Origin of the sequence: Paraburkholderia bannensis NBRC 103871, from assembly GCF_000685015.1 — a bacterium.
GTDB lineage: Bacteria > Pseudomonadota > Gammaproteobacteria > Burkholderiales > Burkholderiaceae > Paraburkholderia > Paraburkholderia bannensis.
In genome coordinates this window covers 1-22078 of sequence record NZ_BAYA01000041.1, presented here as the reverse complement: position 1 = coordinate 22078, position 22078 = coordinate 1, and the positions used below count along the sequence as shown (strand labels likewise).

20 protein-coding genes are annotated in these 22078 nt (G+C 67.0%); 7 read left to right on the top strand and 13 right to left on the bottom strand.

Annotated elements, in window-relative coordinates; all coding sequences use genetic code 11:
• Window positions 1-29: 29 nt before the first annotated feature.
• The 6 genes from BBA01S_RS35140 to BBA01S_RS35115 all read right to left on the bottom strand — a co-directional run bounded on the left by BBA01S_RS35140 (window position 30) and on the right by BBA01S_RS35115 (window position 7632).
• Entirely contained in the window at window positions 30-1313 is a 1284-nt protein-coding gene (locus BBA01S_RS35140) for a TPM domain-containing protein (RefSeq protein ID WP_027820517.1), read from the bottom strand.
• 203 nt (window positions 1314-1516) lie between these two features.
• Window positions 1517-3337 carry a glutamine--fructose-6-phosphate transaminase (isomerizing) gene (gene glmS, locus BBA01S_RS35135; protein WP_027820516.1) on the bottom strand — a complete coding sequence of 607 codons (1821 nt, stop codon included), beginning with the start codon at window positions 3335-3337 and terminating at the stop codon, window positions 1517-1519.
• Window positions 3338-3446: 109 nt separating this feature from the next.
• Entirely contained in the window at window positions 3447-4808 is a 1362-nt protein-coding gene (gene glmU, locus BBA01S_RS35130; protein WP_027820515.1) for a bifunctional UDP-N-acetylglucosamine diphosphorylase/glucosamine-1-phosphate N-acetyltransferase GlmU, read from the bottom strand.
• 216 nt (window positions 4809-5024) lie between these two features.
• Window positions 5025-6038: a tRNA 2-thiocytidine(32) synthetase TtcA gene (gene ttcA, locus BBA01S_RS35125; protein ID WP_027820514.1), complete on the bottom strand. Its 1014-nt coding sequence runs from the start codon at window positions 6036-6038 to the stop codon at window positions 5025-5027.
• A 3-nt stretch (window positions 6039-6041) separates the two neighbouring features.
• Window positions 6042-6437 carry a dihydroneopterin aldolase gene (locus BBA01S_RS35120; RefSeq protein WP_027820513.1) on the bottom strand — a complete coding sequence of 132 codons (396 nt, stop codon included), beginning with the start codon at window positions 6435-6437 and terminating at the stop codon, window positions 6042-6044.
• A 328-nt stretch (window positions 6438-6765) separates the two neighbouring features.
• Window positions 6766-7632: an SDR family oxidoreductase gene (locus tag BBA01S_RS35115; protein WP_084162733.1), complete on the bottom strand. Its 867-nt coding sequence runs from the start codon at window positions 7630-7632 to the stop codon at window positions 6766-6768.
• 13 nt (window positions 7633-7645) lie between these two features.
• Between BBA01S_RS35115 and BBA01S_RS35110 the strand changes: the two genes are divergently transcribed.
• Window positions 7646-8860: a class I SAM-dependent methyltransferase gene (locus BBA01S_RS35110; RefSeq protein WP_027820511.1), complete on the top strand. Its 1215-nt coding sequence runs from the start codon at window positions 7646-7648 to the stop codon at window positions 8858-8860.
• A gap of 54 nt (window positions 8861-8914) precedes the next feature.
• Entirely contained in the window at window positions 8915-9109 is a 195-nt protein-coding gene (locus BBA01S_RS35105; protein WP_027820510.1) for a DUF2905 domain-containing protein, read from the top strand.
• 64 nt (window positions 9110-9173) lie between these two features.
• Here BBA01S_RS35105 and BBA01S_RS35100 read toward each other — a convergent pair whose 3' ends face one another.
• From BBA01S_RS35100 to BBA01S_RS35085, 4 genes are all read right to left on the bottom strand, one after another.
• Entirely contained in the window at window positions 9174-10433 is a 1260-nt protein-coding gene (locus tag BBA01S_RS35100; protein ID WP_027820509.1) for a multifunctional CCA addition/repair protein, read from the bottom strand.
• Window positions 10430-11095, bottom strand: coding sequence for a glutathione S-transferase family protein (locus tag BBA01S_RS44185; protein WP_042298412.1), 666 nt, complete (start codon window positions 11093-11095; stop codon window positions 10430-10432). Before BBA01S_RS44185 ends, BBA01S_RS35100 begins: the two co-directional genes overlap by 4 nt.
• A 40-nt stretch (window positions 11096-11135) precedes the next feature.
• Window positions 11136-12092 carry a complex I NDUFA9 subunit family protein gene (locus tag BBA01S_RS35090; protein ID WP_027820508.1) on the bottom strand — a complete coding sequence of 319 codons (957 nt, stop codon included), beginning with the start codon at window positions 12090-12092 and terminating at the stop codon, window positions 11136-11138.
• Window positions 12093-12207: 115 nt separating this feature from the next.
• Complete coding sequence (locus tag BBA01S_RS35085; protein ID WP_027820507.1) at window positions 12208-14181, bottom strand: lytic transglycosylase domain-containing protein; 1974 nt, start codon at window positions 14179-14181, stop codon at window positions 12208-12210.
• 8 nt (window positions 14182-14189) lie between these two features.
• Here BBA01S_RS35085 and BBA01S_RS35080 point away from each other — a divergent pair, with 8 nt between their 5' ends.
• The 4 genes from BBA01S_RS35080 (at window position 14190) to pxpA (ending at window position 17661) form a co-directional block, all read left to right on the top strand.
• Window positions 14190-14825: a 5-formyltetrahydrofolate cyclo-ligase gene (locus BBA01S_RS35080; RefSeq protein WP_042298418.1), complete on the top strand. Its 636-nt coding sequence runs from the start codon at window positions 14190-14192 to the stop codon at window positions 14823-14825.
• Between the two features lie 198 nt (window positions 14826-15023).
• Entirely contained in the window at window positions 15024-15725 is a 702-nt protein-coding gene (pxpB, locus tag BBA01S_RS35075; RefSeq protein ID WP_042298411.1) for a 5-oxoprolinase subunit PxpB, read from the top strand.
• Window positions 15722-16777, top strand: a complete 1056-nt coding sequence (locus BBA01S_RS35070; RefSeq protein WP_027820504.1) for a 5-oxoprolinase subunit C family protein — start codon at window positions 15722-15724, stop codon at window positions 16775-16777. Before pxpB ends, BBA01S_RS35070 begins: the two co-directional genes overlap by 4 nt.
• Window positions 16778-16911: 134 nt before the next feature.
• Window positions 16912-17661, top strand: a complete 750-nt coding sequence (gene pxpA / locus BBA01S_RS35065; protein ID WP_027820503.1) for a 5-oxoprolinase subunit PxpA — start codon at window positions 16912-16914, stop codon at window positions 17659-17661.
• 6 nt (window positions 17662-17667) lie between these two features.
• Here pxpA and BBA01S_RS44180 read toward each other — a convergent pair whose 3' ends face one another.
• Window positions 17668-18498 carry a glycosyltransferase family 2 protein gene (locus tag BBA01S_RS44180; protein WP_042298410.1) on the bottom strand — a complete coding sequence of 277 codons (831 nt, stop codon included), beginning with the start codon at window positions 18496-18498 and terminating at the stop codon, window positions 17668-17670.
• 250 nt (window positions 18499-18748) lie between these two features.
• Here BBA01S_RS44180 and BBA01S_RS44175 point away from each other — a divergent pair, with 250 nt between their 5' ends.
• The gene (locus BBA01S_RS44175) at window positions 18749-20632 is read left to right on the top strand and encodes a tetratricopeptide repeat protein (RefSeq protein ID WP_063750590.1); all 1884 of its coding nucleotides are present in this window, start codon (window positions 18749-18751) and stop codon (window positions 20630-20632) included.
• Here the strand turns inward: BBA01S_RS44175 and BBA01S_RS35050 are convergent.
• Together BBA01S_RS35050 and BBA01S_RS44170 are read right to left on the bottom strand one after the other, a co-directional pair.
• Entirely contained in the window at window positions 20613-21860 is a 1248-nt protein-coding gene (locus tag BBA01S_RS35050; protein ID WP_027820502.1) for a TraB/GumN family protein, read from the bottom strand. The genes BBA01S_RS44175 and BBA01S_RS35050 overlap by 20 nt on opposite strands.
• A gap of 1 nt (window position 21861) precedes the next feature.
• Window positions 21862-22078 (bottom strand): oligopeptide/dipeptide ABC transporter ATP-binding protein (locus BBA01S_RS44170; RefSeq protein WP_027819124.1); only part of this gene is annotated, 217 nt, incomplete at its 5' end.

The window sequence follows — 22078 nt, the reverse complement described above, 5'->3', positions numbered from 1 at the left end:
ACGTTGTACTGCTGGGGCGTGGCCGTGCTTCACCAGCTGCCCGACGCGCCGCCACCGCCGCTCGAACCTCCGTCGCCGCCCGACCAGTCGGAACCTGACGACGAGGAACTGGACGTATCGGAGTTGGAACTCGAAATCCAGCCAGTGCTGTACGACGTACCGGTCGAAGAATCCGCGTGGCTCCCGCCGCGCGCAAAGCGCATCGTGGCCTCCAGCCAGGCGACGATCAGCGCCATCACGGTCACGAACAGCGTCATCACCAGCAGCACGCTGACGAAGCCGTAACCCATCGCGCAGCCCGCGAGCACCGATGCGCACAGCGCGCCGAACGAGACGCCCGTGTACTGGCGCACCTTCTTCGAGACGAACAGACCGTGCCCCAGGCCCACCAGCGGCCAGCTGAAGATGGCGGGCAGCAACAGCGCGGGCAGCAGCAACGTGCCGCCCGCACCCTGAAGGCCAGGCCCGAGAATCGCAGGCGACGCGAAAAAGAGCGCAGCGAGCGCCGTGACGACATAGCCGCCGCCCAGCCTGTAGCCCCAGGTCATCTTGCGCCACGCGGCGACGGCGCCGAAAGCGACGTTGAGCAGCGCGAACGTGCACCAGAAGAACGGCCTGCCAGCGTGATCCTCCGGCGGCGGGCTGGGGGTCAGCGAAGGCGTTGCGCGGATGGTCTCGTCCGGTTGCTGCGGCGTGGCGGCATCATTAGGCGCATTGGTGGCGGCGCGGCCGCCCAGCCGCAGCGTCAGCTCGTCCACTGCCGCGCTGATCCCGCTTTCGTAGTTCTGCCCGCGAAACGCGGGCACGATAAGTTCGTGAATGATGCGCCCGGCGACCACATCGGGAATCGTGCCTTCCAGCCCGTAGCCCACTTCGATACGCACGTGGTGGTCATGCAGCGCCGCGACCAGCAGGATGCCGTTGTCGACCTGCTTATGCCCAAGTTTCCATTGCTCGAAGATCTTCGTGGCGTATTGCTCGATGGAGTCGCTGCCGGTGCCAGGCACGAGCAGCACGGCCAGTTGATCGCCGGTCTGCTGTTCGAGCGTAGCGAGGCGTTCGGTGAGATCGGCTTTGCAGGCCTCTGAGAGCACGCCTGTGAGGTCGGTGACGCGGCCTTGAGGGCGAGTGAGCGAACTCGCCGGCAGCGTCGTATCGGCGATTGGCGCGGTATAGGCATGCGAGCAGGCATTCGCGCTCGCCGCGACGCTCACGTCGGAGGCGGCGCTGCTGCCGTCGTTGCTTGCGTCAAGCTCGCCAGCCTGCGCCGCCATGCAGAGCACCAGCGCAGCGAGCCATCCCCATCGAACCATAAGACCACGCCCCCTCGATTGTCCGTCCGGCGGTCGGGCGCGTTACGCGTCGATCCGTCAGAGGAAAGCAAACTGGCGCCAGTCTGCATCAATTGCGGATGCCTGCAAATCTTCCATGCGAAGCGCATCGGCAAAAGAAAAAGGCGCCGGATTTTCGTCCGGCGCCTTTCTATCCCATCTGCGCAATCGCTATTCGAACAGCCTTATTCGACCGTCACCGACTTCGCGAGGTTACGCGGCTTGTCGACGTCGGTGCCACGGGCGCTGGCCGTGTGATACGCGAGCATCTGCAACGGCACGACGTGCAGGATCGGCGAGAGCAGGCCGTAGTGCTCCGGCATGCGGATCACGTGGATGCCCTCTTCGCTCGTGATGTGCGTATCGGCGTCGGCGAACACGTAGAGCTGGCCGCCGCGCGCACGCACTTCCTGCATGTTCGACTTGAGCTTTTCGAGCAGCGCGTCGTTGGGTGCGACCGTCACGACCGGCATGGCTTCCGTCACCAGCGCGAGCGGGCCGTGCTTGAGCTCGCCCGCCGGATACGCTTCCGCGTGGATGTAGGAGATTTCCTTGAGCTTGAGCGCGCCTTCCAGCGCGATCGGGTAATGCAGCCCGCGGCCGAGGAACAGCGCGTTTTCCTTGCGCGCGAATTCCTCCGACCACGCGATGATCTGCGGCTCCAGCGCCAGCACGCCGTTGAGCGCTGCCGGCAGGTGGCGCAACAGCTTGAGATATTCGGCTTCCTGCTGGGCGTTCACCTGCCCGCGCAGCTTGCCCAGCGTCACCGCGAGGATGAACAGGCCGACGAGCTGCGTCGTGAACGCCTTGGTCGACGCCACGCCAATTTCGCGGCCCGCGTGCGTGAGGAACTTGAATTCGGTCAGGCGCACCATCGCGCTCGTCGCCACGTTGCACACGGCCAGCGTGTGCTCCATGCCGAGCGACTGCGCGTGCTTGAGCGCGGCCAGCGTGTCCGCCGTTTCGCCCGACTGCGAGATCGTCACGACCAGCGAGCGCGGGTTCGGCACCGATTCGCGGTAGCGGTATTCGCTGGCGATTTCCACGTCCGTGCGGATCTTCGCAACGGTTTCGAGCCAGTACTTGGCCGTCAGGCCCGCGTAGTAGCTCGTGCCGCAGGCGAGGATCAGGATGCTGTCGATGCCCTTGAAGACTTCGCCGGCATTCTCGCCGAACAGCACCGGATCGAACGCTTCGTCGAGCGCCGGAATCGTGTCCGAGATCGCGCGCGGCTGCTCGAAGATTTCCTTCTGCATGTAATGGCGATACGGGCCGAGATCGACCGCGCCGCCGTACGCCTGCACGTCGCGCGATTCGCGCGTGACGAGGTTGCCCGCGCGATCGGCGATACGCACGCCTTCGAGCGAGATCTCGCAGACGTCGCCTTCTTCCAGGTAGCTGATGCGGTTGGCGCTGCCCGCGATGGCGAGCGCGTCCGAAGCGATGAACGCTTCGCCTTCGCCGTAGCCCACGACGAGCGGCGAGCCCGCGCGCGCGCCCACGACCACATGCGGCTGATCCTTGTGCACCACGCCGATCGCGTAAGCGCCCGCCAGCTGCTGCACGGCTTCGCGCACGGCGGCGAACAGGTCGCCCTTGTAGAGGCTGTGGATCAGGTGCGCGATGACTTCGGTGTCGGTCTGCGAGACGAACTCGTAGCCACGGCCCTTGAGCATTTCGCGCAGCGCTTCGTAGTTCTCGATGATGCCGTTGTGCACGATCGCCAGCGCGTCGCGCGAGAAGATCGGGTGCGCGTTGTTGACGGTCGGCGCGCCGTGGGTGGCCCAGCGCGTGTGCGCGATGCCGGTCACGCCTTCGAAATGCGACTCGCGCACCTGCTCGTCGAGTTCGGCCACGCGCGAGACGCTGCGCACGCGCTGCGGGCCAGCCGCCGTGACGGTGGCCACGCCGCACGAGTCGTAGCCGCGGTATTCGAGCCGCCGCAGCCCTTCGATGAGAACGGGAACGATATTACGTTGCGCTACTGCGCCGACGATGCCGCACATGGAGTTCGATCCTTTGCAATGAGAGGCGAGGCGGCGCGCGCTGCGCTTGTGACGCGGGAAATGCGCGCCGCCGCCTTGAGTGTCCTGCTTGTTCTGCTTGTCCTGCCGTTCAGCTTTTCTTTTTCACCGGCCGAACGTAGCCGGTCTTTTCGATCTGGGTCTTTTCGTTGAGGACGAGCGCGCCTTCCGGCACATCCTTCCACACCGTCGTGCCCGCCGCGATGGTCACGCCGCGGCCCACGCGCACCGGCGCGACGAGCTGCGTGTCCGAGCCGACGAACACCTGATCCTCGATCACGGTGCGATGCTTGTTCGCGCCGTCGTAATTGCAGGTGATGGTGCCCGCGCCGATGTTCACGCCCGCGCCCACATCGGCGTCACCGACATAGCTCAGGTGATTGGCCTTCGAGCCGACGCCGATATTGGCGTTCTTCACTTCGACGAAATTGCCTACGTGGACTTCGTCGGCGAGCTGCGCGCCCGGACGCAGACGCGCGTAAGGGCCGAGCACCGCATTCGCGCCCACCTTCGCGCTTTCGATATGCGTGTACGCGTCCACGCGCGTGCCCGCGCCGATCTCGGCATCGCGGATCACGCAGTTCGGGCCGATGCGCACGTTGTCGCCCAGCGTCACGTTGCCTTCGAACACGCAGTTCACGTCGATGAACACGTCGCGCCCGCAGCGCATCGAGCCACGCAGGTCGAAGCGCGCCGGATCGGCGAGCGTGACGCCCGCGACCAGCAGCGAATCGGCGGCGTTGCGCTGATACACGCGTTCGAGTTCGGCCAGCTGCTGCTTGCTGTTCACGCCGAGCGTTTCCCATTCCTCGTCGGGCTGCGCCGTGACGACCGGATGGCCGGCCTTGATAGCCGCTTCCACGACATCGGTGAGGTAATACTCGCCCTGCGCGTTGTCGTTGCCGAGCGCCGCGAGCCAGCCCGCGAGCGGCGCGGTCGGCGTGACGACGATGCCGGTGTTGATCTCGTCGATCAGGCGTTCGTCGTCGCTGGCGTCCTTCTGCTCGACGATGCGGATGACCGAGCCGGTCGCGCCGCGCACGATGCGGCCGTAACCCGTGGGGTTATCGAGCGTCACCGTGAGGATGCCGTAGGCGTTCGCGCCCGCCGCATCGGTCAGGCGCTTGAGCGTGGAGGCGCGCGTGAGCGGCACGTCGCCGTAGAGCACGAGCGTGGGCACGTTCGGGTCGAGCAGCGGCAGAGCCTGCGCAAGCGCATGGCCGGTGCCGAGCTGCTGTTCCTGCACGGCGAACTGCACGTCGGGCGCGCCGACAGCCGCACGCACGGCGTCGCCGCCATGGCCGATCACGACCACGAGGCGCGACGGCTCAAGACTGCGGGCAGTGTCGATGACGTGCGAGAGGAGCGGCTGGCCTGCGAGAGGGTGAAGCACTTTCGGCAGCGCGGAGTGCATGCGTTTGCCCATGCCTGCCGCGAGGATCACGATGTTCATTGCATCGATGACTTGAGTGGGAATGAAGCGATCGATTCTAGCATGTGGGCTATTCTCAAAACGCCCCACCACAAGGCGCTTGCAGCCGAATAGAACACTCTTTTACACACTTCTCATCCGCTTGAAAGCAGACGTGAAAAAGCGGCCGGAATTGTGCACTCGCGGCCGCCTTGGGGTCTGATGCGCTTTCGCAAGCGCTGCGATGAAACCCGTCGATCAGATCTCGTCGAAGGGTCGGAACTGGATCGTCGCGCCTTCGGCGGGCGCGGAGGTTTCGGTCGAGCACGGATCTTCGTCGAAGGCGATATCGCCGTTCGGGTCGGCTTCGCCCGTCGTGCGCAGGCCCTTGAAGTCGAACAGCGACGCGTCCATGAGGTGCGACGGCACGACATTGCCGAGCGCGTTGAACATGTTCTCGATGCGGCCCGGGAAGCGCTTGTCCCATTCGCGGATCAGCGCCTTCATTTCCGCGCGCTTCAGGTTGGGCTGGCTGCCGCACAGGTTGCACGGAATGATCGGGAATTCGCGCAGTTCGGCGTACTTCTCCAGATCGGTTTCCTTCACGTAGGCGAGCGGGCGGATCACGATGTTCTTGCCGTCGTCCGACTGCAGCTTGGGCGGCATGCCCTTGAGCTTGCCGCCGTAGAACATGTTCAGCAGCAGCGTTTGCAGGATGTCGTCGCGATGGTGGCCGAGCGCGATCTTGGTCGCGCCCAGCTCGCCCGCCACGCGGTACAGGATGCCGCGGCGCAGGCGCGAACACAGCGAGCAGGTCGTCTTGCCCTCGGGCACGAGGCGCTTGACGATGCTGTAGGTGTCCTGGTTCTCGATGTGATACGGCACGCCGATCTTGTCGAGATACGCAGGCAGGATGTGCTCCGGAAAGCCCGGCTGCTTCTGGTCGAGGTTCACGGCGACGATCGAAAAGTCGATCGGCGCACGCTCGCGCAGGCGCATCAGCACGTCGAGCATCGCATAGCTGTCCTTGCCGCCGGACAGGCAGACCATGACCTTGTCGCCGTCCTCGATCATGTTGTAGTCGCCGATCGCCTGGCCGACCTGACGCACGATGCGCTTGTACAGCTTGTTGTTCTCGTAGGCTTCCTTCTGCTCGCGCCTGGTCAGCGCCTGGCGGCCGCTGGCTTCGGGCGTGTTCACCTCGGGCGTGTCGGTCGCTTCAGTCGTGCCGTTCTGGAGCTGATCCACGGGCAGCGTTTCGGGTGCGTTCATGGCTCAGTCCTCCTTGATACGGAACACTTCGACGCCCACGGCGTCGCAGTCCGGATAGACGTCGGGCTTTTCGGTCGACACGCGCACCGCACGCACCTGTTCGTGCGCGAGCAGTGCATTGGCGAGCTCGTCCACGAGCGTTTCCTGCAGATGGATATGGCCCTGGCCGATACGTGCGGCGACGGTCGCGCGCATGAAGTCGTAGTCGACGACTTCGCGCAGCTTGTCTTCGCGCGGCGTGGTCGAGGCGAGCGGCACATACAGGTCGACATTGATCACGACGCGCTGTTCGCCGCGTTTTTCGAAGTCATGCACGCCGATGTTGATGTGCACTTCGTAGTTGCGCAGGAAAAGGCGGCGGCAGTCGGCGAGCCGGGGATGCAGGAGTACGGCGGACATGTTCGTTCCAGTCGATAAAAGCGTGCGTCGTGTTGCGGATTCGGCACGTCTCGCGGGCGCGGGCGCCCGGAAGGTCATACGGTTGATCTTGCAAAGCGCGTGGGCGGCAAGGTTGCGCGCCCGCTTGCGCGGGGTTCGGGCCGGCGATCGGGCGGCTCCGGCAGTATCGCCGGACGCGTCGATCCGTTTGACCGGTCAGGCCGGCCGCCCCGCCCCTGCCGGCCCAGCCGCACGCGGAGCGTGCGCTTGGGTAGGGGCAGCGGTAAATTCATTTAGTTGCGTTTCATGACGCACTCAGTCTTGCAGTCGCACAATCACGCAAGGTGGCTCAGCCGCCCGTCAAAAACATCACGTCGCGCGGCAGCGGCACCAGATGCTGGCCGCCATCGACGACGAGCGTCGTGCCGGTCACGCCGCCAGCCTGCGCCAGATACAGCGCGGCTTCGACGAGATCGTTCGGCCGCGACGCGCGCCCAAGCGGCGTCACCTTGTGGGCAGCGGCAAAGCCGTCCTGCGTCTGGTCGCCTGATTGCAGCGTCAGTCCCGGCGCGAGTCCCACCACGCGCAGCTTCGGCGCCAGCGCCTGGGCCAGCGCCACGGTCGCGTTCTGCAAGGCGGCCTTGGTCAGCGTGTACGACAGGTAGTCCGGATTCATGTTGTACAGCTTCTGGTCGAGCACGTTGATGACGCAGGTGCGCAGCGTCTCGTCGTCCACGGCGGCTTCGGGCGTCGCGGCCCAGAGCATGCGCGCGAGCACGAGCGGTGCGCCGACGTTAATCGCCATCAGATGCTGCAGGCGTTCGTAGCCGACGTCGCGCGCCGTGTCTTCCTCAAAGCGCGAAGCATTGTTGATCACGCACGCGGGCAGCCCCAGCGCCGCCACGCAGTCCGGCACGAGCCGCGCCACTTGCGCCTCGTTGGCCAGGTCGGCGTGCAGGGCAATCGCCCGGCGGCCCATCGCGCGGATTTCGGCGACGACTTCCTCGGCTTCATCGGCCGATTCGCCGTAATGCACCGCGACGTCCCAGCCGCGCGCCGCAAAACCCACCGACAGCGCCCGGCCGATACGGCGCGCGCCGCCCGTCACCAGCACGACTCGCGCAGGGCTAGATGCAGGGTCGGATACCGATTTGCCCGCCTGTGCGATGCCGCCGATCTCGCGATCCGTTACGCCGATGCCGGAAGATGCGCTCATTTACAATGCCGGGATGAATCCGAAAGCTCACGAACCCGCTAGTTTACCTGTTCCCGAGCCGATCGCGCTCGCGCAGTCCGAGGCGCTCGCCGCAACCCTGCGCGCGGAGATCGCCGCCGCGGGCGGCTGGCTGCCGTTCGACCGCTATATGGAGCGCGCGCTCTACGCGCCGGGACTCGGTTATTACAGCGGCGGCTCGCGCAAGTTCGGCCTGCTCGCCGACGATGGCAGCGACTTCGTGACCGCGCCCGAGATGTCGCCGCTGTTCGCCGCCACGCTCGCGCGCGCGGTCGGCGAAGCGCTCGCGGCCAGCGGCACGCGCGCACTGATGGAGTTCGGCGCGGGCACGGGGCGGCTTGCGGCGGGCGTCATGCTCGCGCTCGAAGCGCAGGGCGTGCCGTTCGATTCCTACGCAATCGTCGATCTGTCGGGCGAACTGCGCGAGCGTCAGCGCGAAACCCTCGCGCAGCGCGCGCCGCATCTGCTTGAGCGCGTGCAGTGGCTCGACGCGTTGCCCGCGAGCTTCGAAGGCGTCGTGATCGGCAACGAGGTGCTCGACGCCATGCCGGTGCGCCTCTTCGCGCGCAAGGACGCGGTGTGGCACGAGCGCGGCGTGGCCGTGAACGACGACCACGCTTTTGTGTTCTCCGACCGCCCCGCCATGAGCGGGCGCGACGCCGACTGGGCCCAGGGCGTACCGGGCAGCGTGCTGGCCGCCATCGACGGCAGCTATGATTACGTGGCGGAGACGCACGAAGCCGCACTCGCCTTCACGCGCACGGTCTGCGCGATGCTCACGCGCGGCGCGGTGTTTTTTATCGACTACGGCTTTCCGGAAAGCGAGTACTACCACCCGCAGCGCGTGCAGGGCACGCTGATGTGCCACTACCGTCACCGCGCGCACGACGATCCGTTCCTCTACCCCGGCTTGCAGGACATCACCGCGCACGTCGAATTCACGGGCATCGCCCAGGCGGGCGTCGAGACCGGCGCTGACCTGCTCGGCTACACCTCGCAGGCGCGCTTCCTGATGAACGCGGGCATCACCGAGGTGCTCAGCGAAATCGATGTCAACGATGTCGCGCGCTTCATCCCTGCCGCCAACGCTGTGCAAAAACTCGTTTCGGAAGCCGAAATGGGCGAGCTGTTCAAGGTGATCGCATTCTCGCGCGGCATCGACTCGACGATTGCTGCGTTCGCTCGCGGCGACCGCAGCCATACGCTTTAACCCCATCGGCTCGAACGATAACCGCTTTAACGATACCCACTGGAACGCGCGACCATGATCCGCTGGTTCATCACCACTTTCATTGCCGTCGCGATCCTGTCGGGCGCACAGCCGTGGCTGCGCAAGCTCGGCATCGGCCGGCTGCCCGGCGACGTCACGCTGCGGCTCTTCGGCCGCGAGTACCCGCTGCCGTTCATGTCGACGCTCGTGCTGTCGATGGCGCTCTCGTTGATCGTGCGCGCGCTCTGAGAGCGAACGATCCAAATAAGAAAAGGCGCACGCGTGCGCCTTTTCTTTTGCCACCAAAGCCCGCTCAGCTTTCCGCAGTCAGCGCCGCTTCCACCGATTCCACCCGCGCCTGGTGCACGGCGTCCTTGATCTTCTCCGCGACGTTTTTATCGGCGCTGGCTTCGGTCACCGTGCGCGCAATCGCGCCCGCGTCCACCGCACGCGCCGCCACCAGCGCCACGCGCAAACGCTCGGCTTGCGGATACGGGGCGTTTTCCCAGTTCAGGCGCCCGCGCAGATCGGATTCGCACGCCTGCAAGGCCTCGGCGAAACGCGCGGGCTTGCGCAGTGCGTCGCTGCGTTCGAGCATGCGCACGAGCGCCGCCGCGCCCATGTCCATCACGCGATGCACGTTGCCATGCTCGCGCGCGACCAGCAACGCGAGATCGCGACATTCGTTGGGCACGCGCAGGCGGTCGCACAGCGGCTTGAGGAGATCGACGCTGCGTCCTTCATGACCGATGTGGCGCGGCAAGATGTCCTCGGGCGTGGTCGCCTTGCCCAGGTCGTGCGTGAGCGCGGCGAAGCGCACCGGCAGCGCGTAACCCTGCGCGGCCGCGTGGTCGATCACCATCATCACGTGGATGCCGGTATCGACTTCCGGGTGATAGTCCGCGCGCTGCGGCACGCCAAAGAGGCTGTCGACCTCGGGCATGACGCGCGCGAGCGCGCCGCATTCGCGCAGCACCTCGAACATGCGCGAAGGTTTTGCTTCCATCAGCCCGCGCGACACTTCCTGCCAGACGCGCTCGGGCACGAGCGCATCGGCCTCGCCCGATTCGACCATCGCACGCATGAGCGCCAGGGTTTCCGGGGCAATGCTGAAATCGGCAAAACGCGCGGCGAAGCGCGCCACGCGCAGGATCCGCACCGGGTCTTCCAGAAACGCATCGCTCACGTGGCGAAACACGCGCGCATTCAGGTCGCGCGCGCCGCCGAACGGATCGACCACCGGCCCGGTCATGACGCCGCCAGGCTGCACCTCGCGCGCCATCGCGTTGATCGTGAGATCGCGCCGCGCGAGATCTTCTTCGAGCGTCACGTCCGGCGCGTAGAAGAACTGGAAGCCGTGATAGCCCGCGGCGGTCTTGCGCTCGGTGCGCGCGAGCGCGTACTCCTCCTGGGTCTGCGGATGCAGGAAGACCGGGAAGTCCTTGCCCACCGGACGATAACCCTGCGCGGCCATCTGCTCGGGCGTCGCGCCGACCACGACATAGTCGCGGTCGCGCACCGGCAGGCCGAGCATTTCATCGCGGATCGCGCCGCCTACGACATAGATCTTCATGCGTCGCCGTCGTCCGGGCCGTCGAGTTCGTCATGCCCGATACGATGCGTTTCGTTGTGCGCGCCTTCGATCCACGCGGCCACGGCGGGCAGCGCGCTCACGCGTTCGGCGTAGGCGGCGGCCTTCGGCGAGAGCGGCGGCGCGTAGCTGTTGAAGCGCATCACGACCGGCGCGTACATCGCATCGGCAATGCCGAACTCGCCGAACAGGAACGGGCCGCCGCTCGCGTCGAGGCAGGCGTTCCAGAGCGCATCGATACGCGCGACATCGGCGAGCGCGCCGGGCGTCGCGCCCGCGCCCGGCTTCGAGGTGCGAATCGCCATCGGCATGCGGGTGCGCAGCTCGGCGAAGCCCGAGTGCATTTCGGCGCTCACGCTGCGGGCCTGCGCGCGCGCGTTCGCATCGCGCGGCCACATGGCGTGCTGCGGGAAGCGCTCGGCGAGCGTCTCGGCGATGGCAAGCGAATCCCACACGGCCGCACCGTCGTCGCCGATCAGGCAAGGCACCTTGCCCGATGCCGAGAACGACAGGATCGCGTCCTTTGTGCCGGGCTGGTCGAGCTCGATCAGCACTTCCTCGAACGGGATGCCGAAATGCGTGAGCAGCAGCCAGGGGCGCATCGACCACGACGAATAGTTCTTGTCTCCAATGACGAGCTTCATGTTGAGCGTTAGAGGGTTGTGGGTTGATTGAGTATGGCGTTCAACGGCCCGCGCTCGCGCGGAAAATGTTCAGCCGCGAGCGCAGCGAGGCATCGGCGAGATAGAGCGGCGCGATGGTTTCGATGCTGGCCGGCTCGATCCCCAGCTCCGGCGCGAGCGGCCCGCTCATCACGCTATCGACCTTCATCGAGTCGAGATTGTCGCGCGTGAGCACCGGCTCGCCGGGCGCGAGTTCGAACGAAAACGCCTGCATCCGCGCGAACGCATTGGGCAGCCGCATGATCCGCGCGTGCCGCCCGACGACGTCGCCGCAATACTGCACGAGCTGCTCCAGCGTATAGATGCTCGGGCCGCCGAGTTCGTAAGTGTGCCCGCTCGCGGCGTCGAGATCGAGCACATTGACGATCGCCTTCGACACGTCGCCCACGTACACCGGCTGGAACTTCGCATCCGGCATGCCCAGCGGGATCATCGGAAAGAGCTTTTGCAGCACGGCAAAACGGTTGAGGAAATTGTCCTCGGGCCCGAACACGACGGACGGCCGCAGGATCGTCGTGGCCAGCGCCGTGGCCGCGTGCACGGCCTTTTCGCCGTCGCCCTTCGAGCGCAGGTACATGCTCGGCCCGCGCGGATCGGCGCCCAGCGAACTCATATGAATGAGCCGATGCACGTTCTTGCCTTCGCAGGCGGCGACGATTTTGGTGGGCAGTTCGACGTGCAGTTTCGCGAAGCCCGCGCCGTACGGCTTGCCGTGGCCGCCGTGCAGCGTGCCGACCAGGTTGATGACGGCGTCGGTGCCTTCCACGAAACGGGCGAGCGCGACCGGATCGGTCACGTCGGTTTCGATCACATCGATGGGAAGCAGGGTGAGGTGGCTGGCCGCGGCACGCCGCCGGGTGGCGACGCGGACATCCTTGCCGGCCTCGACGAGTGCGTTGACGAGATGGCTGCCGATGAATCCCGAACCGCCGATGACCGCGATGGCTTGATGTCGCATCTCCGACCTCCTCGTGAGCTGGGCGGCGCGGCGTCCAGTTCACGCAGGAGGTCCGGCGGCTCGTGCGGTGCGCCCCGCTGCTTTCACGGAGCGCGCCGCGCGGCGCAGAATCGGCTTAAGGAGTGATATAGCCGAGACGCGCCTTGAGCGACTGCGGACGGCCTTCGAACAGTGCCGCGTAGTAGACCGTGTTCGACAACACGTTTTTCACGTAATCGCGGGTTTCCTGGAACGGAATGGTTTCCGCGAAGATGGCCCCTTCGACGCCGCCTTGCAGGGTCGAGCGCCATGCGCGCGGGCGTCCCGGCCCGGCGTTGTAACCGGCCGTGGCGAGCACGGCAGAGCCATCGAACTGATTGTAGATCATCGACAAATAGTTCGTTCCCAGCAGGATGTTGGTGTCGAGATCGTTCAATTGATCGCGCGAGAGCGGGCCAATGCCGATCTTCTTCGCGACCATCTGCGCCGTGGCCGGCATGATCTGCATGAGGCCGCTTGCGCCCACGCCCGACTTCGCGTTGAGGATGAAGCGAGATTCCTGGCGGATCAGGCCATAGGCCCATTCGACGTCGAGGCCGTTGGTCTGCGCGTCGCGCTCCACCACGTCGCGGAACGGCGCGAGATAGCGCAGCGAAAAGTCATGCTCGCTGACGGTTTTATCGGCCGTGTTGACGGTACGGTCGAGCAACTGGATGCGCTTCGCGTACTCGGCGCTGGCCAGCAGTTGACGGTCGCTCATGCCGCGCAGCGGCCAGTTCCACTCGCGATTGCCTTCGAGACGCAGGTTGAGCGCGTAGAAACGCTGCGCGAGCGCGAAGCCCGGCGTCTGCGCGGCCTGGGCGATGTCGGCGTCGCTGACGGTCGTCTTCGGCGGAATCGTGATCTTCTGGCCGAGTTCTTCGGTGGCGAGCTGGCCGTAGAAGTTATAGCCCTGCGAGATCGACGCGAATTCCTGGTTCGCCTGGCCCGTTTCGCCCGCCTGCTTGAGCGCGCGTGCGTGCCAGTAGACCCACGAAGGCTGCGCGCGCAGCGCGGCTGGCATCTGTTCGATCGACCAGCGCACCATCGTCCAGTCGCCGCCGAGCAGCGCGGCGCGCGTGCGCCATTCGTACGCAGGATACGAGAGCGGTGCGTTGGCCGACAGGCGATACCAGCCGAGCACGCCCGGCATGCGCTTGAGCGCCGCCTGGTAGCCGATCGTGCCCCAGCCGATCGCGCGCTCCGGCGAGGTCAGCGAAGGCGCGACCGCCGCGAACGTGGAAGCCGACATGGCCGGATCGTTGCGCGCCATCACCGTGACGGCGAGCAGCGCGAGCTGATGCGACTGGTCGTCTGCGCCGACACCGCGCGCGAGCGTGAGCGGCGGCGTGCTGACCGCCTGGCTGAATGCCGTGGGATCCGGGCGTTGCGCGAGCGCGTCGAGGAGCTTCGTACCCGTCGAAGTCTGGTTCTGCTCGTAGGCGAGGCGAATCTGCTGCCAGACGTCGTTGCTCGTGAACTGGTTCTTGATGGCGAGCGCCGTGACCAGGTCGACGCAGCCGTCGCCGTAATAACGCGGTTCGGTGAGCAGCGCGCGCGCATCGTCGGCGACGTTGTCGCCACGCGCCGCGCGCGACTCCAGCGCGTAGCACTTGACCTGCGTGTCGTCGTTGAGCACGAAGCGCGTGTACTGCTTGTCGAAGTTCGCCCAGTCGTGGCGCGCGCCCAGCACCAGCAGATAGTCGTTGCGCAGACGGTCGGCGATGGCCTGGCCGTCATAGCGCTGCAGGAACGACAGCACGGGCGCGTCGGGCGCGTCCACGCGTGCATGGCCCTGCGAATCGAACAGTTGCGGCTTGAGCTGGAAATACTCCAGATACGCAGGCGCCGGATAATCCGGAATCGACGCGGCGAGTTGCGCGGCGCGCCCCGCATCGTTGTTGCGTGCGGCTTCGCGAAGCTGGATGAAAGTCTGGTCGTCGGGCGTGAGCGTCGCCCCCACTGGCAGCGCGACGGGCCGCACGGCATCGGCCGTGCGGCACGCCACGAGCGCCGCGGCGGTCAGTGCGAGACCGACCACGCGATATACTCGGACAAGGCGTTTGGACATCGTTATTTCTGGAGCGCGAGGTGAACCCAAGCATAGCACGCAACCCTTTGGCCGAAGCCAAAAAGACGTGGCGTTTACGGCTTCGCGAGGCCCGTCTGGCGGCCTTTTCCGACGAAGTTGCGACTGCCGCGCTGACGGCGAATCTCGATGCACTCATCGCGCATCTCGCGCCCCGTACGATCGGTTTTTACTGGCCGTTGCCCGGCGAGTTCGATGCGCGCGCCTGGATCGCCGCGTGGCTCGCCGCCGATGCATCGCGTCGCGCCGCATTGCCGGTCATTCACGAACGTCACACACCCTTGCAGTTCTATTTCTGGACGCCGCACGCGGCGATGCGCGAAGGCCATCACGGCATTCCCGAACCGGCCGCGCAGGACGCACAGGACCTGGCCCTCCCCGATCTGCTGCTGGTGCCATGCGTGGGTTTCGATCGCGCGGGCTACCGGCTGGGTTACGGCGGCGGCTATTACGACCGCACGCTCGCCGCCTGGCCCGCCGCACAGCCCCCGCTCACGGTGGGCGTCGCCTGGGAGGCGTGCCGGATCGACGACGGCGTGCTCGAACCGGAAGCGCACGACCTGCCGCTCGACGCCGTCGTCACCGATGCGCACTCGCATCTCGCGGGACGTTTGCAAGCGCGTTGAGCACGAGCTTCCCCACGTCGCCACGCCGTTTCTTTCACCGCTGTGTCTGTTCGACGCATCGCGCTGTGCCCTGGGGCAAACGCTTATCCAGAAATTGTCGATAATTCGTCGAGAAAGTAACTTGACCCCATCCGTGTGCCCGGCGCTGCGCATCGCGTAGAACAGCGCGCCGCCCGCTGGCGACGGATTCCAAACCTCATGCGCAATCCTGCTCCCCGTATTTATCCGCTTGGCGATGAGGCGCTCGTCTGCGAAGCGCCGCCGCCCGCCACGCTCGACGTGCAGCGCCGCATCTGGGCCGTGGCCGCGCTCGCGCGCGGCTGGGACGCCGTGCGCGAAGTCGTGCCCGGCATGAACAACCTGACGATCGTTTTCGATGCGCTGGCTGCCGACGCCGTCGCGCTCACCCGCGCGCTCGAAGCCGCCTGGCACGATGCCGACGCCAGCGACGCGCTCAAGTCCGACGCCGCGACCGGCCGCGAAGTCGAGATCCCTGTGCACTACGGCGGCGAGGCGGGCCCCGATCTGGGCGCCGTCGCGCGCCACACGGGCCTCGCTCCCGCCGATGTCGCCGCGCGCCACGCAGCGGGCGTCTATACGGTGTTCTTCCTCGGCTTCCAGCCCGGTTTCGCTTATCTGGGTGGCCTCGACGCCGCGTTGCACGCACCGCGCCGTGCGACGCCGCGCGTGGCCGTGCCCGCCGGATCGGTCGGCATCGGCGGCGCGCAGACCGGGATCTATCCCGCGCGCTCGCCCGGCGGCTGGCAACTGATCGGCCGCACCGCGCTCAACCTGTTCGATCCCACGCGCAATCCGCCCAGCCTGCTCATGCCGGGCGACCGCGTGCGCTTCGTCATTGAGCGCATCGACGCAAGCGTCAACGAGGAGGCCCACGCATGATCGAAGTCTTGCGCGCAGGTCTGCTCACCACAGTCCAGGATCTCGGCCGCCACGGCTTGCGGCATCTGGGCGTCGCCAGCGGCGGCGCACTCGACACGCTCGCGCTCGAAGTCGGCAACCGGCTGGTCGGCAATCGTCCGGACGCCGCCGGTCTCGAAATCACCTTCGGCCCGGTCGCGCTGCGCTTTGCGCGCGCCACGCGCGTGGCCATCACCGGCACCGACTTCGGCGCGACGCTCGGCGGCAAGCCGGTCTGGTCGTGGTGGAGCCTGCCGGTCGCGGCAGGCGAGGAACTCGTGCTGCCGGGCGCGAAACGCGGCATGCGTGCCTACGTGTGCGTGGCGGGCGGCATCGACGTCCTGCCGATGCTCGGCTCGCGCAGCACCGACCTGGCGGCCGGTTTCGGCGGTCTTGCGGGCCGTGCGCTCAAGGACGGCGACCGGCTCGCCACGGGCGCGTCGTTCGCACCGGGCGGCGAGCGCGCCTCGCTCGCGCCCGGCGCACCGGCGTTCGGCGTGAAGGCGCCGTCGCAATGCGGCTTCGTCTACGTCGATGAACCGCATCACCGGCGCGGCCGCCATCCGGACGGCGTGCTGTGGGCGGTGCCGGTACGCGTGTTGCGCGGCCCCGAGTACGACAGTTTCACGCCCGATGCACAGCGCGCATTCTGGGCCGACGAGTGGTGCGTCACGCCCAACAGCAACCGCATGGGCTACCGCCTCGAAGGCACGCCGCTCGCGCGCGAGCCGGAAGCAGCCAGCGCCGACCTGCTCTCGCACGCCGTGCTGCCCGGCACGATCCAGGTGCCGCCGAACGGCCAGCCGATCGTGCTGATGAGCGATGCGCAGACCACGGGCGGCTATCCGAAGATCGGCGCGGTGATACGCGCGGATCTCTGGAAGCTCGCGCAGGTGCGCCTGGCGTCGGGCTTGCGATTTGTCGAGACGACACCGACGGTCGCGCGTCACGCGCTGCTCGAAGAGCGCGCGTACCTGCGCCAGATCGACACGGCGATCGCCATGCAGGACGAGCGCCGCGCACGTTCGCGATGACCCGCAATAACCCGCGATAACCACAACGAAAGCAGCCGGAGCAACGCTGCATCACACGCAGGCAACGCATCAAGCGCCCTCGCCGCCCGGACCAGGCAGCGAGGGCGGCGTCAGGCAATACGGAGAGAACCACCATGACCACCATCGATCTGAACGCCGACCTCGGCGAAGGCTGCGGCTCCGACGAGGCGCTGCTCGACCTCGTGAGCTCGGCCAATATTGCGTGCGGCTGGCACGCGGGCGGCGCCAACGCGATGCGCGAATGCGTGCGCTGGGCCGTCGGCAAGGGCGTCTCGATCGGCGCGCATCCGAGCTTCAACGATCCGGAAAACTTCGGCCGCAAGGAAATGGATCTGCCCGCCGAGGAAATCTACGCGGGCGTGCTGTATCAACTGGGCGCGCTGTCGGCGATCGCGCAGGCCGAGGGCGGGCGCATCGCGCACGTGAAGCCGCACGGCGCGCTCTATAACCAGGCCGCGCGAGACGCGAAAATCGCCGATGCGATCGTCTCCGCGGTGCATGACTTCGATCCGTCGGTGACGGTGTTTGCACTCGCGGGCAGCGGGCTCGTGAGCGCCGCGCGCGAAGCGGGGCTTGTCGCCATCGAGGAAGTGTTCGCCGACCGCGGCTATCGCGCCGACGGCTCGCTCGTGCCGCGCAGCGAGCCGGGCGCGCTGCTCGACGACGAGGAGACCGTGCTCGCACGCACGCTCGCGATGATCCGCGAGCAACGCGTGCAGGCCGTCGATGGCGCGTGGGTGCCGCTCAATGCGCAGACCATCTGCCTGCACGGCGACGGCCCGCACGCACTGGCGTTCGCGCGGCGCATCCGCGCGGCGCTCGACGAAGCGGGCATCGGCGTGCGCGTGGCGGGCGCGGCCTGAGCATCTTCAGGCGCTCGTGGGTTGGGTGAGCGGTTGAGTGAGCGCCGGCATGTCCCGCATCGCCTCGGCGAAGCGCGGGAAATGCTGCGCGACCAGCGCGTCCGGCAGGATGTACTGCGGAAAGCTCGCCGATGTGTTGTACGCGTGCAGCACGTGCACGCACAGGCCGACGTCGTCGGCGACCAGCATCAGCTTCGCGCCGCGCCTGCACGCCGCCTGCGTGAACGCGCCATCCTCGTTGAACGACGACGGCTCGAACGGCCCCGCCGCCCAAAGGCGCTTCGTGTAGACATAGCTGAAGCCGTAGCCCAGATGGTTGTCGGCGAATGCCTTGTGCTCGGTCGGAAAACTCAGCGATGTCATCGGCTGCCGGCTCCAGCGGAAATGCAGCCCGCTCTTGCGCAGCGTGTCCCACCACGCGAACTGGCCGTACACGCGGCTATACAGAAAGAAGGCGCTGAGCTTGACCATGTCCGCGTTGCCCGCCTTCATCTGGTCGAGCATCGTGCGCAGGTACGCCGGCGCGTAGAACTCGTCGTCGTCGAAGTGGGCGATGACCTCGGCGCGCGCGAGACCGGCCGCGAGGTTGCGCTTCTCGCCGATGCTCATGCGTTGCGACACGTGCCGATACACCACGCGCGGGTCGCGCAGGCTCGCCATGAAGGCGCTGGGCTCGGCGCTGTCGTCAACCACGATCCACTCGCACTCGCCCACGTCCTGCTGCGCGAACGAGCGATAAGCGAACGGCAGCATGGCTTCGCGCTGCCATGTAGGCGTGATGACGCTAACGACGGGAACGTCAGGCCTGGCAGATCCGGCTAAAGGTGGATTCAGCATGATGCGGCTAGTGAGCAGAGGAAAGTCGCATCGTAGAAGCACCGCACATTCGCCGATATCGGATTCCAACTAAAGCAGACGGGCTGCGCGCATGTTCCCCGTGGCATCGTCAGTCTCGCCGTCACTTTCGGATTTTTCTGATCCTCGATCGGAAGCCTGATCCGTACCTTGTTGGATTCCCTACACAATCCGGTCAGCGGCCCGCGCAGCCTGCCCAGCGCGTGCGGCACCCGCCAGCCGCACGATCTCCATGACCTCCGATTCTTCCGCCAGCCGCTTCTCAGCAGCCCTGGCCGCGCACGGCGCAGGCCGCCTCGACGAAGCGCAAGCCGTCTACCAGGCGCTGATCGAGCAAGACCCGGCTCATACCGACGCGCTGCACTACCTGGGCGTCGTGCGGCATCAGCAAGGCGACCATCGCGGCGCGCTCGAACTGATGGATCGCGCGCTCCAGCACGCGCCCAGCGACGCCATCTGCTGGAGCAACCGCGCTCTCGCCGCTCGCGCGCTCGGCCTGCACAGCGAAGCCGCGCACAACCTGCGCGAAGCGCTGCGCCTGAATTCCGGTTTCGCCGACGCCCATAACAATCTCGCGCTCACCTTGCGCGACATGGGCGATCTTGCGGGCGCGGCGCGCCACTGCCGCGCGGCGCTCGCGCTGAACCCGGCGGCCACCGACGCGCGGCTCAATCTCGGCAGCGTGCTCGCGAAGCTCGGGCGCTATGAGGAAGCGCTCGCGTGCTATCGCGAGGCGCTCGAACTCGCGGGCGACGACGCCGCGCTGCACTTCAATATGGCCAATGCGCTGCGCGCGCTCGGCGACGATGCCGCCGCCATCACGCATTACCGCCGCTGTATCGCCCTCGCGCCTGGCTATGCCGCCGCATGGGTGAACCTGGGCACCGCGCTCGGCCAGAGCGGCGACTATCGCGAAGCGGAGCGTTGCTACCGCGAGGCCGTGGCGCTGGAGCCCAACGCGGCCAATCTCGTGTGCCTGGGCGCGTCGCTCGGCGCGCAAGGCCGCAACGACGAGGAAGCGCCTTACTACGAACAGGCGCTCGCGCTCGATCCCGAACACGCCGACGCTCGCCAGAACCTCGTCTGGCTCAAGCTCAAGCGCGGCGAATACCGCGAGGGCTGGGCCGAATACGCGCGGCGCTGGCGTGCCTGCGATTACGCGCCATTCGACATCGAAGGCATCGCTGAATGGCGCGGCGAACCCCTTGACGGCAAGCGCGTGCTGCTGGTGCACGAGCAGGGTTACGGCGACCAGATCCAGTTCGTGCGCTACGTCACCGAGATCGCCGCGCGCGGCGCGAGCGTCGATGTCTGCATCACGCAGCCGCTGCAACTGCTCGCGCAGTCGGTGCCGGGCGTGCACCGCGCCTGGACTGGCAAGCCCGCGGGCGACTACGACTACTGGATCTACGCAATGAGCGCACCGTCCGTTTGCAGGACGGAACTCGACACGATCCCGGCCACGGTGCCGTATCTGTTCGCGCGCGAGGTCGAGATCGAGGCGTGGAAGGCGCGGGTGGAAACGGTCGCGGGCAAGGCCGCGGGTCATCGCAGGATTGGCCTCGTCTGGGCGGGCAATCCAGGCTTCTACAACGACCGCAACCGTTCCGTGGCGCTTGCGGCATTTGCTCCGCTATTCGCGCTCGACAAGCTCCACTGGTTCTCGCTGCAAAAGGGCGACGCGGCCCGCGCGCAGCTTGCGGCGCTGGAGACCGGCGCAACCCTCCACGATTTCACCGATGAGCTGCGTGACTTCGGCGATACCGCTGCGCTCATCATGAACCTCGATATCGTGATCGCGGTGGATACGTCGGTTGCTCATCTGGCGGGCGCGCTCGGCAAGCCGGTCTGGGTGCTGGTGCCCGCGAACGGCGAATGGCGCTGGCTCGAAAAGCGCGCGGACTCGCCGTGGTATCCCACCGCGCGATTGTTCCGGCAGGAGGAAGTGGGCGACTGGAGCACGGTGATCGCGGCGTTGCGCGAAGCGCTGGAGAGAAAGCCGAAGCGCGTCAGCACGCGCAAGCCGGCGCCCAAGCCCGGGAAAACGTCCGGGAAACCTTCACGAGCCCGTAAGGCGCCCGAGCAGGATGCCCTGTTCAGCCCGGATCAACCGTAAAGCCGCGCTGACGCAGCAGTTGCAGCACGCCCTTGCGCCCGCCCAGATGCAAAGCGCCGATCGCCACGAACAACGGCTTGTTCGGCCCCGCGTACTGCTGCATGCGCGCGACGAAGCGCCGGTTGCGCTCGTAGACGATGCGGTTGTCCACCGATGCCGCCACGCGTTGATCGTGCGAGAGCTTTTCAGTCCGCGCGGTTTCCCAGGCCGCGATCGCGTCGGCGTCGCCCACGCGCCACAGGCGCAGGAGCGTCTGCACATCGGCGAGATTCTGCGCAGGCGTTTGCGCGAGATCCTGCGCCAGCATCTCGCGCTGCTGCGCGAGGTTCAGGCTCGTGAAGGCGCGCATCTGCTCGCCCAGTCGCTCAAGGCCCACGACGCGGCGGCCCTTCAGGCGCAGGTAGACGTTCTGCAACTGCGCCTCGGTGCCGTACTCGGTTTGCAGGCCTGCACTCAGCGAGTCGTAGGTCTCCACCAGCAGCGAAGCGAGCCACGGCTTCATCTTGCGGATTTCGGCGAGCGCCTCGGGATTGCCGCGCAGGCGCGCCGCAAGCTTCGCCCACAGCGGCTCGGGCAGCATCTGTTCGAGGCACGGACGGCGGCATACGCCATATTTCGACACATCGTCCTGCGAGACCAGCAGATCGTCGGGCGAGAGTTCGAGCGCGAGCGTAGGCGACGCGTTGAGCGCCGCGAGGATCGGCGCACGAAACGGCTGGTTCGGCGGGTAGTCGACGGGGTCGCCCACGTGGAGCGTGCCAAGCAGGTAGATCGTAGTGGTGCCGCGCGTGGCGACATAGAACGGCATGCGAGCCGGTTGCGTGCGCACCGGGCCGCCCGCGGTCGTGCCTGAGGCGTAGCTCTGCACGGGGGGCGGCGAGTGGAAGCCCGGCAGGCTCCCCCCCGACGACGAACCCGGCAACCGTGAAGCCGGCACCGGGGGACGCACGCCGGGCGTATTGGCGGCAGCGCCCGCGCCGAAGGCGCGCGGCATGAAGGTGCGCGAACCCTGCAAACCCGGCGAACCGGCGGCATTCGAAGCACCGGCGAGCCTCAGCGGACGGTCGAGCGAAGGCCCGAGCGCCACGGCAAGCGCGAGCGCCGCGCCCATCGCAGCGCGCGCCGTTCGTCCCTGGCGCCAGACCCACGCCCGCAATTTCAAAGCGGCGCGACGGCCGCTTCTACGTTGGCGGCGCGCAAAACGACGCGCCGCCGTCGCTTCAAGCATCCTATTCCCCCACCTCCTCTGCACGATGGCAGGATACCTGACGCCCATCGACTTCGCGAAGTTGCGGCACTTCCTGGCGGCAGCGCTCGATCGCATACGGACAACGCTGATGGAACGTACAGCCCGACGGCGGATTCAGCGGCGACGGCAATTCACCTTCGAGCCGGATCTTCACGCGCCGGTCTGCCTCGAAGATCGCGGGCGTCGCCGACAGCAGC